The organism is Streptomyces sp. DG2A-72 (assembly GCF_030499575.1).
Classification (GTDB): Bacteria; Actinomycetota; Actinomycetes; order Streptomycetales; family Streptomycetaceae; genus Streptomyces.
On sequence record NZ_JASTLC010000001.1, the window covers coordinates 996,187 to 1,007,978 of the forward strand.

Annotated in this window: 10 protein-coding genes; 7 read left to right on the plus strand and 3 right to left on the minus strand. The window is 73.5% G+C overall.

The window, feature by feature from the left end; genetic code table 11:
- Positions 1–11 precede the first annotated feature (11 nt).
- A complete protein-coding gene (locus tag QQY66_RS04965) occupies positions 12–1,679 on the plus strand; it encodes a DNA alkylation response protein (RefSeq protein ID WP_301977814.1) in 1,668 nt (555 codons plus the stop codon).
- Positions 1,680–1,770: 91 nt separating this feature from the next.
- Entirely contained in the window at positions 1,771–3,777 is a 2,007-nt protein-coding gene (locus QQY66_RS04970) for a HEAT repeat domain-containing protein (protein WP_301987175.1), read from the plus strand.
- 19 nt (positions 3,778–3,796) lie between these two features.
- Here the strand turns inward: QQY66_RS04970 and QQY66_RS04975 are convergent, their stop codons facing one another.
- A complete protein-coding gene (locus QQY66_RS04975; RefSeq protein WP_301977815.1) occupies positions 3,797–4,381 on the minus strand; it encodes a hypothetical protein in 585 nt (194 codons plus the stop codon).
- A 294-nt stretch (positions 4,382–4,675) separates the two neighbouring features.
- Between QQY66_RS04975 and QQY66_RS04980 the strand changes: the two genes are divergently transcribed.
- The 5 genes from QQY66_RS04980 to QQY66_RS05000 all read left to right on the plus strand — a co-directional run bounded on the left by QQY66_RS04980 (position 4,676) and on the right by QQY66_RS05000 (position 8,958).
- Complete coding sequence (locus tag QQY66_RS04980; protein ID WP_301977816.1) at positions 4,676–5,761, plus strand: sialidase family protein; 1,086 nt, start codon at positions 4,676–4,678, stop codon at positions 5,759–5,761.
- A 216-nt stretch (positions 5,762–5,977) separates the two neighbouring features.
- Positions 5,978–6,655, plus strand: coding sequence for a uracil-DNA glycosylase (locus tag QQY66_RS04985; RefSeq protein ID WP_301977817.1), 678 nt, complete (start codon positions 5,978–5,980; stop codon positions 6,653–6,655).
- Positions 6,652–7,710 carry an N-acetylglucosamine kinase gene (locus QQY66_RS04990; protein WP_301977818.1) on the plus strand — a complete coding sequence of 353 codons (1,059 nt, stop codon included), beginning with the start codon at positions 6,652–6,654 and terminating at the stop codon, positions 7,708–7,710. Before QQY66_RS04985 ends, QQY66_RS04990 begins: the two co-directional genes overlap by 4 nt.
- Before the next feature lie 131 nt (positions 7,711–7,841).
- Positions 7,842–8,765, plus strand: a complete 924-nt coding sequence (locus QQY66_RS04995) for a sirohydrochlorin chelatase (protein ID WP_301977819.1) — start codon at positions 7,842–7,844, stop codon at positions 8,763–8,765.
- A gap of 46 nt (positions 8,766–8,811) precedes the next feature.
- On the plus strand, positions 8,812–8,958 hold the full coding sequence (locus QQY66_RS05000) for a hypothetical protein (protein ID WP_301977821.1): 147 nt from the start codon (positions 8,812–8,814) through the stop codon (positions 8,956–8,958).
- A gap of 141 nt (positions 8,959–9,099) precedes the next feature.
- On the opposite strand, the gene QQY66_RS05005 is transcribed toward QQY66_RS05000, so the two are convergent.
- Both QQY66_RS05005 and QQY66_RS05010 read right to left on the minus strand, forming a co-directional pair.
- Positions 9,100–10,134 carry a lactonase family protein gene (locus QQY66_RS05005; protein ID WP_301977822.1) on the minus strand — a complete coding sequence of 345 codons (1,035 nt, stop codon included), beginning with the start codon at positions 10,132–10,134 and terminating at the stop codon, positions 9,100–9,102.
- Between the two features lie 91 nt (positions 10,135–10,225).
- A complete protein-coding gene (locus QQY66_RS05010) occupies positions 10,226–11,716 on the minus strand; it encodes an FUSC family protein (RefSeq protein WP_301977823.1) in 1,491 nt (496 codons plus the stop codon).
- Between the last annotated feature and the right edge of the window lie 76 nt (positions 11,717–11,792).

The following is an 11,792-nucleotide window of genomic DNA, read 5'->3' on the forward strand; positions in this document are numbered from 1 at the left end:
ACACTCACCGTATGGCCTCGACACTCGCGCACGAAGAAGGCCCTCAGGGCCACGCCACACACGACGTGACCAACCAGCCCCCAGCCCTGGCCCCGTACGACGCGTCCGACGACTCGGCCCTGCTCGAAGGGCTGCGCCGCGAGGGTGCCGGATGGGCCGAGGAGGGGCTCCGGCGGCTCGGGCTGCGGGCCGGGAGCGCCGAGGCGCAGGAGTGGGGCGAGCTGGCCAACCGGTACGAGCCCGAGCTGCGCACGCACGACCGGTACGGCAACCGGATCGACGAGGTCGAGTTCCATCCGAGCTGGCACCACCTGATGCGTGTCGCGGTCACCGAGGGACTCGCCGCGACGCCTTGGGCCGAGGACCGGCCCGGCGCCCATGTCGCCCGGACCGCGGGCGGGTTGGTGTGGGGGCACACGGACGCCGGGCACGGCTGTCCGACGTCCATGACATACGCGGCCGTTCCCGCGCTGCGCCGGCAGCCGGAGCTGGCGAAGGTCTACGAACCCCTGCTGACCAGCCGGGAGTACGAGCCGGGGCTGCGGGTGCCGACGCAGAAGCGGGGCCTGCTGGCGGGCATGGGGATGACCGAGAAGCAGGGCGGCTCCGACGTCCGTACGAACACGACGACGGCGACGCCCAGCGCCGAGCCCGGCGTGTACACGCTGCGCGGGCACAAGTGGTTCACCTCGGCGCCGATGTGCGACGTGTTCCTGGTACTGGCGCAGGCTCCCGGCGGATTGTCCTGCTTCTTCGTGCCGCGCATCCTGCCCGACGGCACCCGCAACACCTTCCGCATCCAGCGGCTCAAGGACAAGCTGGGCAACCGCTCCAACGCCTCCTCCGAGCCGGAGTTCGACGGCACCGTGGCCTGGCTGGTCGGACCCGAGGGCCAGGGTGTGAAGACGATCATCGAGATGGTCAACTGCACACGGCTGGACTGCGTGATGATGTCGGCCACGCTGATGCGCCAGACACTCGTCCAGGCCGGACATCACGCGCGGCACCGCAGCGCGTTCGGCGCCCGGCTGGTCGACCAGCCGCTGATGCGCAACGTCCTGGCCGATCTGGCGCTGGAGTCGGAGGCCGCCACGACGCTCACGCTGCGGCTGGCGGGCGCGGCCGACCGGGCCGTGCGCGGGGACGCCGGTGAGGCGGCTTTCCGCCGGATCGCCACCGCCGTGGGCAAGTACTGGGTCACCAAGCGGGGCCCTGCCTTCACCGCGGAAGCCCTGGAGTGCCTAGGCGGCAACGGCTATGTGGAGGAGTCGGGCATGCCCCGCCACTACCGGGAGGCTCCTCTGCTGTCCATCTGGGAGGGCTCGGGGAACGTCAACGCCCTCGATGTGCTGCGGGCGTTGCGCCGGGAGCCCGGCACCGCGGACGCGCTGTTCGCCGAACTCGCCCTGGCGCAGGGGGCGGACGCCCGCCTGGACGCGGCCGTGAACCGGCTTCAGGACGCGTTGTCCGAGGGGTCCGAAGCGGGCGCCCGCCGTCTGGTGGAGCGGATGGCCCTGACCCTCCAGGCCTCCCTGCTGGTCCGGCACGCCCCCTCGGCGGTCGCCGACGCCTTCTGCGCCAGCCGGCTCGGCGGCGACTGGGGACACACCTTCGGCACCCTCCCCGACGCCGCTGACCTGGACGCGATCCTGCGGCGGGCCCTCGTGTCGGCGAACTGACCGGATCGCACACAGTCACTCCCCGATCCCGCTCGGTTGTCAGTGCCGTGGTGCACACTCACGACCAGTGGAACTCGCTGGGGAGGACAACGTGTTCACGGGGATCGACGAGGTCGACTGGGCCGCGCTGCGGCACGCCTACGGAAGTGCGGAGGACGTGCCCGGCATGCTGCGAGGGCTCGCCTCCGCGGACCCGGCCGAGCGGGAGATCGCACTCGACGGCATGTACGGCGCGGTGCACCACCAGGGCGACGTCTACGACTCGACACTCGCCTGCGTCCCGTTCCTGTTCGCGCTCGCGGGGCGGGAGGGGGTGCCCGATCGGTGCGGGATCGTGGAGCTGCTGGTCAGCATCGGCGGGGACGGTGGCGCGGAGCTCCTCGGCGGCAGCCAGGCGATGGCCCACACCGCGGTCCGTGCGAGCGCCGGGGTGTTCGCCCGTCTGGTCGGGGATCCGGACGCCGGGGTGCGGCGAGCGGCAGCGGGAGCGGTCGTGCGGTTCCTGGACGAACCGGCAAGGGTGCTGGGGCTGTTGCGGGAGCGGATCACGGTCGAGCGGGACGACGGCGTGCTGCTCGCCCTGACCGAGAGCCTCGGGCTCTTCGCCCGACGGCACCCCGGTCAGGCCGCGGGCGCGCTGGACCTCCTGACGACGCAGAGCGCGTCGCCCTACGGTCCCGGGCTGCGGATCGCCGCACTGGGCCAACTGGCGGCCTGCGCCCCCGACCGGCTCCCGGCCGACCTGGTGGACACCGTCGTACGACTGCTCAGGGACCGGTCCGAACGGCGGCCTGTCACTCCGGACGAGCCGGATCGGCCGGACACGAACACGCTCGTCGGCCGATTGCGGCGGCTCCGCCCCTCGGACGAGGAGGGCTCCCAGCTGCTGCGCACCCTGCACACCGCTCTCGGCAGCCGGGTGGAGGACCGGATCGGCCTGTTGTGCGGTCAGTTGACCAGCCCCGATCCGGTCGACCGGTGCAACGCCGTGTGGATGTCGACGAAACTGTTCGGCGAGTGGCGCGCCGACTACAGCGAACCTGTGGCGTTGATCGGTGCCCAACTGTGCGCGGACGACGACCGGTTGCGCGAGGCTGCGGTGTCCGCCCTGACGGGCCTCGTCGACGTCGCCCGCCCTGCCGCCGACGACCTCCACACGCTGGTCGCCTCCCGTCCCGACCTGTGGGTACAGCAGTGGGCGCACGGCCTGCCGTCTCTGGGTGGCCCGCTCAAGGTCCTGGCCCAGACCGGCGATCCCAGAGCGGTGCCGGTACTGGCGGAGGTCCTGGAGGGGCCGGCCGTACCCCACGACCTGGGGCAGGTGATCCCCTATATGGGCCGGGCCGCGGCGCCGTTGGCTCCCGCGTTCCGGCGCAGGCTCGAGGAGCTCCCTCTTGACTGCCCGGAGTCGCATGAGCGGGCCACGTCGCTGCTGCTGGCGCTGCGGGTGCTGCACGACAGGGAGTGTGTGCCCGGGGTGCTGCGACTGCTGCTCGGCACACCGGAGGAGGCGCGGCTGCGGGACGTCGTGGTGGAGAACTCGGTACGGACCCTGGGGTCGCTCGGCAGCGCGGCACAAGAGGCCATACCGGCGCTGCGCGGGCTGCTGGAGGGCGAATCCGCCGTAGCAGCCGCGGACGCGCTGTGGTCGTTGGCGGCCGACGCGAGTGCTGTACTCCCTGTCCTGCTGCGTGAGTTGACGTTCGACAACGCGCGCCGGCGCAGCGCGGCGGCCGACGTGCTGGCGCGGCTGGGCCGCGCGGCACACCCCGCGCTGCCAGGACTGCTGCCGATGACAGAGACCGGCACGGTCTGGGAACGGATGGCGGCCGCGTGCGCGATCTGGCGGATCACCTCGGAGCCGGACCCCGCCCTTACGGTGCTGCGCGGCGCCTGGGCGGAGAATCCGTACACACGCCTCACCATCGCCGAGCGCGTCGCCGCCATGGGCACGACGGGAGCGCCCCTGCACGACCTGCTCCGGGCGGAGCTGTCCTCCGTCCGGCGGCACCAGGCGACCTCCGAGGGATTCGGCCAAGGCGTGTTCGCCGACGAGCAGTTGCTGCGGGTGTGCCGCGAGGCGTTGAAGGGCGGGTAAGGGCTTCCGGCCCCGCCGCTCAGCCCGTCGTCCGCCCCCACAGCGGGCCGAGCAGCGCCCACTCCGCGTCCCACATCTCCATGCGCCTGCGCTCCAGCCGGCCCCGCAGGACCCGGCCCCCGACGAAGGGAAGCGCCGCCGCTGCCACCCCCATCAGCGCGCCGGTCATCGCGGCCTGTAAGCGGGCCTGGGACGCGGTGGCGGGCCTGGTCACCAGGCGGCCCTGCGGGTCCGTCCACACCGTGACCGAGGAGCCGACGGGGCTGCCCGCAGGGACCCGGGCCTGGCCGGTGTGCACGGAGCCGTCCGGCGCGGTCCAGCGCACCTTGCCCCACACCCGCTCGCCGCTGACCGCGCCCGCGTTCGCGACGGCCGGGCCGGGGGCCTGCTCGGTGAGCCGGGCCACCGCGGGACGCCACTCGACGCGCTCCCGGGCCAGTCCGTGCTCCACGGACCGGTCCACCGCCAGACCTGCGGACACCCCGACGAGGACGGTGGACACCCAGACACCGAGCACCACCCAGGCCTCCACCACGTCGGCCTGGCGCTTCAGCGGGTTGCGCCGCCAGCGCCACAGCCACACCTTCGGACCACGGAACGCCATCGAAGGCTTCCTCCTCATGAGCGCACGAACATCCCCGACCGTCCTCCCATACGTCGGACGGCTCGCGGATGCTCAGGGATGGTCCCCCGGGCCGACGGTCCCACGGGCCCGACGCGCTCACCGGTGTCTGACCGAAAGTGACCGGATCGGTCCGGGATCGGCACCGTGCGGCACATGCGGCACGGCCCGCCGCACCGCCCTGACCTGCGAGACAGCCCCTTCCAGAGGTGACTGTCAGTGGTGGGGTGCAGACTGGCCGGTGTCTTGGACAAAGATGTCGCGGAGGTGATCGGCATGACCGAGGTACTGCTCGCCGTGGGCACGCGCAAAGGCCTGTTCATCGGGCGCCGGCGCGGTGGCGCATGGGAGTTCGACGAGAGTCCCTACTTCAACGCACAGGCCGTCTACTCGGTCGCCGTCGACACCCGCGGCGACCGCCCGCGGCTGCTGGCCGGCGGCGACAGCTCGCACTGGGGTCCGTCCGTGTTCCACTCCGACGACCTGGGCCGGACCTGGACCGAACCGCCCCAGCCGGCCGTCAAGTTCCCCAAGGACACCGGCGCTTCACTGGAGCGGGTGTGGCAGCTGCACCCGGCCGCCGCCGAACCGGATGTGGTGTACGCGGGCACGGAACCGGCCGCTCTGTACCGCTCCGAGGACCGCGGCGAGAGCTTCGAGCTGGTCCGTCCGCTGTGGGAGCACCCCACCCGCTCGCAGTGGGTGCCGGGCGGCGGCGGTGAGGGCCTGCACACCGTGGTGACCGACAAGCGGGACCCGCGGGCCGTGACGGTCGCCGTATCGACTGCGGGCGTGTTCCGCACCGTCGACGGCGGCGCCGGCTGGTCACCGTCCAACTCCGGTGTCTCCGCGGTGTTCCTGCCGGATCCCAACCCGGAGTTCGGACAGTGCGTCCACAAGATCGCGCAGGACTCGGCCACCCCGGACCGGCTGTATCTGCAGAACCACTGGGGCGTCTACCGCAGCGACGACGCGGGCGCGCACTGGACGGACATCGGCGAGGGTCTGCCCTCCACGTTCGGATTCGCGGCGGCCACACACCCCCACCGCGGCGACACGGCCTATGTGTTCCCCATCAACGCGGACGCGGACCGGGTGCCCGCCGACCGCCGGTGCCGGGTCTTCCGCACGGCGGACGCGGGCAAGACGTGGGAGTCGCTGTCGGCGGGGCTGCCGCAGGAGGACCACTACGGCACGGTGCTGCGCGACGCGCTGTGCACCGACGACGGGGATCCGGCGGGCGTCTATTTCGGCAACCGCAACGGCGAGGTGTTCGCATCGGCCGACGACGGCGACAGCTGGCAGCAGCTCGCCTCGCATCTGCCGGATGTGCTGTGTGTCCGTGCGGCGGTGGTCGGTTGAGCGCTCCTAAGGAGGTCGGGCGACGTCCACTGCGGTTCGGCAGCGCCCTGAAGGGGCGCGGGGCTGTATCTAATATGCGGCTCCGCCGCGTGGGCGCGACCAGCCACGGCGGCGCCACAGACGGCCGACCGCCCGTCACGGTACTTCCAGCGGAGCGCTCAGCGGCCTTGGCCACCGGTTGATCGCCGCTGCCCGTACGGCAGTAGGGTGACGCCCGTGGCATCACGACCCTTGCATGAAATCGTCGAACCGGGCTGGGCGAAGGCCCTGGAACCCGTAGCCGGACGGATCGCCTCGATGGGCGACTTCCTGCGCACGGAGATCGCCGCGGGACGCACCTATCTTCCGGCCGGACCGAATGTTCTGCGGGCCTTCCAGCAGTCCTTCGACGACGTCCGCGTCCTCATCGTGGGGCAGGACCCCTATCCGACGCCGGGACACGCGGTGGGGCTGTCGTTCTCGGTCGCGCCCGAGGTGCGTCCGCTGCCCGGCAGCCTCATCAACATCTTCCGGGAGCTGAACACGGATCTGGGGCTGTCCCAGCCGTCCAACGGTGATCTGACGCCGTGGACCCAGCAGGGCGTGCTGCTGCTGAACAGAGCGCTCACCACCGCGCCACGCAGTCCGGGCGCGCACCGCGGCAAGGGCTGGGAGGAGGTCACCGAGCAGGCCATCAGGGCGCTGGCGGGGCGCGGCAAGCCGCTGGTGTCCATCCTGTGGGGCCGCGACGCCCGCAACCTCCGCCCCCTCCTCGGCAGCCTCCCCTCGGTGGAGTCCGCCCACCCCTCCCCCATGTCGGCCGACCGCGGCTTCTTCGGCTCCCGCCCCTTCAGCCGCGCCAACGACCTGCTGGTCCAGCAAGGGGGTCAGCCGGTGGACTGGCGCCTGCCGTGACAGGCATGGGGTCCGGGGCGGATGCGGCTCCGCCTGATTCCGCGCGAACGACGACCCCGTCCGGACGCGCCCGCCTCGCGGATACGCCCGCCGGTTTCCTCGCCGTCGACTCCGGCGGCTCCGGCCTGCGCGTGGTCGTGGCGACCGCGCAGGGGGACGTGAAGGCCCAGCGTGAGTCACGGGTGCCGGTGCGGACCGGTGCGCGTGGTATTGATCCGGGGCATCTGGTGGAGCAACTGGTGCCCATGGTGCGGGTGTTGGCGGCGGAGACCGGTGTGCAGCAGCTGGACACCGCCGTCGTCGGGGCCGCCGGGCTCTCCACGCTCGGCGACGCCCTGCGCGCCGAACTCCCGGGTGCGCTGCGCCAGGAGTTCGGTGTCCGGACGCTCGCGCTCGTCGCCGACGGTGTCACCGCGTATGTCGGCGCCGTCGGGCCTCGGCCCGGTGCGGTGGTCGCCGCCGGTACCGGACTGATCGCCATCGGCACGGATCTGACGAGCTGGCGCCGCGCCGACGGCTGGGGGCATCTGCTGGGCGACTGCGGCGGCGGTGCCTGGATCGGGCGGGCCGGACTGGAGGCGGCACTGCGGGCGTACGACGGGCGGCCCGGTGGGTCCGCCGTGCTGCTGGCGCGCGCCGAGGAGGAGTTCGGTCCGATGCCGGGGCTGCCCGGCAAGCTGTACCCGCGGCCTGACCGGCCCGCCGTCCTCGCGTCCTTCGTGCCGCATGTGGCCGCGTGCGCGGACGGCGACCCGGTCGCCGCGGGCATCCTGCGCACGGCCGCCCGGCACATGGCCGAGTCCGCGGCAGCCGTCTGCCCGCCGGACGCGGACGCCCGGGTCGCCGTCACCGGCGGGCTGCTCAACATCGGCGCCCCGCTCGTCGTACCGCTGGAGGAGGAGCTGTCCCGACAACTGCCGCGCGCCCGCCGGGTCCCGTCCGCCGGCGATCCGCTGGACGGCTCCGTGCGCATCGCGACGGACCTCGCGGCGGGCGCGTTCACGCTGCCGAGTGACGAGGCGATGCTGACCGTGGTCACCGTCGAGGGGGACTGACCCACAGCCCGGCCGGAACCCGCTGAGCACTTCTGATCCGACCGTAACTCATCAGACAAAACTGGACGGATACCGCTCACCTGCACCCTCCCCGAACAGGGAAGCCCAGGAAGCCAGTAACATGCGTCGCCATGAGCTCCCCCACTGGGCCCGCGTCCGGCCTGCCAGTACGAATGCCGCGACCTCGTCAGCCCGGGCGGCACCGCCGACCCGAGCCCCTGGCGGCTCCCGAAGGCGCGCCCGCGTTCGTCCTCGCGGTGCCGGGCACGCCCAGCGCCGCCACGCGCGGCCTCTCCGAGGAGGTCGTGAGCATCGCCCGCTCCGAGCTCCCCGGCCTGGACGCGCGGATCGGGTATCTGGACGGGGACGACGCGGAGTTCCCCACGCTCACGTCCGTGCTCGCACACGCCGCCCAGGAGCGCGCGGCCCGTTACGAGCAGGCGCGCGCCGCGGGTGTGGACGCCCAGGAGCCGGACGGCCCCGTCGCCGTCGTCGTACCGCTGCTCGCCGGGCCGGACGGCGCACTGCTGCGCCGGGTCCGCCAGGCGGTCATGGACAGCCGCGTCGCGGCCGATCTGACCGATGTGCTCGGCCCGCACCCGCTGCTCGCCGAGGCGCTGCACGTGCGCCTGTCGGAGGCCGGTCTGGCCCGCGCCGACCGCGCCCGTCTGTTCACCGTGGCGACCGCCGCGGACGGCATCATCCTGGCCTCGGTCGGCGGTGAGGAGGCCGTGCAGGCGGCCGGGATCACCGGCATGCTGCTCGCCGCGCGCCTCGCGGTGCCGGTGATGGCGGCGGCGCTCGATCAGGACGGCTCGATCTCGTCCGTCGCCGAGCAGCTGCGTTCCTCGGGCTCGCAGCAGCTGGCGCTGGCGCCCTATCTGATCGGCCCCGAGATCGACCCGGGCCTGGTCGACGCGGCGGCCAAGGAAGCGGGCTGCTCCGCCGCCGAGGCGCTCGGCCCCTACCCCGCGATCGGCAAGCTCGCGCTGGCCAAGTACACGACGGCGCTGGGCATCGCCCCGCAGCAGCCGCAGGGCTCGCCGGTGCGCTGAGCGCTCCGCTGGACGTTCGGTGCGTCAGCGCTCCGCTGGGAGTCCGGTGCGTCGACCGCGGGTTCGTCGTGGCTGGTCGCGCAGTTCCCCGATCGGCCCCGAGATCGACCCGGGCCTGATCGACGCGGCGGCCAAGTACACGACGGCGCTGGGCATCGCCCCGCAGCAGCCGCAGGGCTCGCCGGTGCGCTGAGCGCTCCGCTGGACGTTCGGTGCGTCAGCGCTCCGCTGGGAGTCCGGTGCGTCGACCGCGGGTTCGTCGTGGCTGGTCGCGCACTTCCCCGCGCCCCTTCGGGGCGCCCGGGAGCGGGCCCTCGCCGTTCCGGGGCCGGGTTCAGCCGATGACCACGCAGGAAGCGGCGGTCACCTCGATCAGCCCGCCGGGTCGCGGCAGGCCGGTGTCCGGGTCGACGGTGAACCAGGTGACGTCGCCGGAGCGCTCGTTCGCGGCGTAGAGGAAGCCGTCCGCCGCGGTGAGGGCCCGTGGCCAGTGGCCGCCGCAGGTGACCGTGCCCACCAGCCGCAGCTCCTCGCCCTCGACGGCGAACGTGGACACCACGTCCTCACCGCGGGTGGCGGTCCACACGAAGCGGCCGTCGGGCGACGCGACGATGCCCGACGGGTAGGCGTCACCGGCCGACTGCCCGGCCAGCACCGGAGTCTCGGCGAGCGGTTTCAGCGAGCCGTCTGCTGCGTCCCAGCGGCACACGGTGACGGTTGGGGTCAACTCGTTCAGCACGTACGCGTACGAGCCGCGCGGGTGGAACGCCAGGTGCCGGGGCCCGGAACCGGGGCGCAGGGCGATCTCCCGGTGCACCTCGAGGCTCCCGTCGGTCAGCGTGCACACGCGTACGGAATCCGTGCCGAGGTCCACGCTGACGGCCCACCGGCCGCTCGGGTCGGGCTGCACCTGGTGGGCGTGCGGGCCCTGCTGGCGCGGTGTGTGCGGGCCGGAGCCGGTGTGCCGGAGCACGCCGGACGCAGCCGGGGCGAGGGTGCCGTCGGCTCGCAGGGGCACGGCGGTGACGCTGCCGGAGCCGTAGTTGGCGGTCAGGACGTGTCCGGTGAACAGGCTCAGGTGCGTGGGGCCGCTGCCGTCGACCGGCACCGGAGAGCCGGCCGGCTCGGGCTTGTCGCCGGTCACGCGGTACGCGGCCACCGCGCCGTCGGCGGTCTCGCTGACCGTGTAGAGCGTGTTGCCGTCAGGCGAAAGGGCGAGATACGAGGGGTCGGGCACGGTCTCCACGCTGCCGAGAACGGTGAGCGCGCCGGTGTCCGGATCCACGGCCGCCGTCACGATCCCGGCGCCCCCGGCCGCCGTGAACGACCCGATGAAGGCCCGCCGCTGCCGCCTGCCGCCGTCTGCCACCGCTGTCCCCTCTCGGCGCCCTGTGTTGTCGGGGGTGACGCTAGCAGTCGATCACGATCGGTCTAGACCAAATAGGGGGCCGCCAGGGGTTTCACGCTCCGACGAGGGGCGAGCGCAATGGTGCTCGCAGCGGCTTCGCAAGGTCCGCGAGGGCCCGCTCCACGCCATGGAGGTGGGCGAGCGCCGGCTCCGTCGCGGTGGCCTCGATGGCAGACACGGGAACGTCGCCCCCGCCGGTGAGCGCCTCGACGGCGGCCTCGACGCGCCAGCAGGCCGCGGCGAGGCGCGCGTCGTGCGATGCCTCGGGGTCGGCGGCGACGGCTACCAGGCCGCGGATCTCGCGGGCGCAGTCGTCGAGGAGGGCGAGCACGCGGCGGGCGCGCCGTTTGCGGCCGAGCATCGGGTTGAGCGGGTGGACGAGCGGGGCGACCGAGAGCCGTACGCGGCCGAGCAGCTGCTCCAGTTCGGCCACCCGGGCGATGGGGTCGGCGCCTTCGTTTCCGGCGAGGCGGGCGGCGGCCTCGGCGGTGCAGGCGTGGACGCAGCGCAGGGCCCGCCGGATCCAGGCGTCGGTGACGGTGTGGGTGGTGACGGGCAGCACGAAGAGCACGGCCAGGACGGCGCCGAGCGCCCCGACGCCGGTCTCGGCGAACCGCAGCGCGAGCAGGGCGGGATCGAGGACGCCCAGCAGGCCGTAGAGCAGCTCGGCGAGCACCGTCACGCAGAGCATCATCCAGGTGTAGGACACGGCGGCCGTATAGAAGATGCCGAACACGCAGACGGCGAGCAGGACGGCCGTGGGGACGGCGGCCCCGTGCAGGGGGACGGCGACGAGCAGGCCGAGGCCGACGCCGATCACGGTGCCGAGGACGCGGCGGAAGCCCCGTACCAGGGTCTCGCCCCGCGAGGTGGTGTTGACGAAGACCCACCAGGCGGCGCCGACGGCCCAGTACCAGCGCTCTCCGGACAGCAACTGGCCCACGACGAGGGCGAAGCCCGCGCCGGCGGTCGCCTGGATCGCCTGGCGGGTGGTCACGCGGGCCAGGCCGGTGCCGGCCGGCGGGGCGGGCACGGCGGCCGGGGGCAGCCGGCGCTCGTAGCACCACAGCCCGAAGCGGACCGCCGAGGCGGTGAGGACGGAGAGGAGGACGGCGGCGTACAGCTCGGGCAGCTGCCCGGGGGTCGCGTGCAGGAACTGCGCCACGAAGTAGGTCATGAACGCGAACACACCGAGGCTGTGTCCGCGCGGGCCCCAGCGGCGCGCGTACACGCCCGCGCCGACCACGGCGAGGAAGGTGAGGTCCCGGGCCCCGGGCTGATCGTGCAGCTCGGCCGCGGCGGCTAGGACGGGCAGGCCGACGGCGGGCAGGAGCACGGTGGTGAGCGCCTGCCCGCGAACGGTGGCGTCGGTGACGGTGAACAGGGCGAGCAGCGCGGCGAGTCCGCCGGTGACGGCACCGGCGAGGGAGTGGCCGGCGAGGCCGCAGACGACGACCGCGAGGCCGACGCCGAGGACGGCCCGGGCGGCGAAGCGCAGCCGCAGCCGCCCCGGGTCCGGAGCCATGAACACCCTCTTCAGCACTGCTTCCCGCCCCCTTGGACAACGGCATGAAAAAGGCGCCGCGGGATCCGCAGCGCCATCGACATGTCCATTGCAG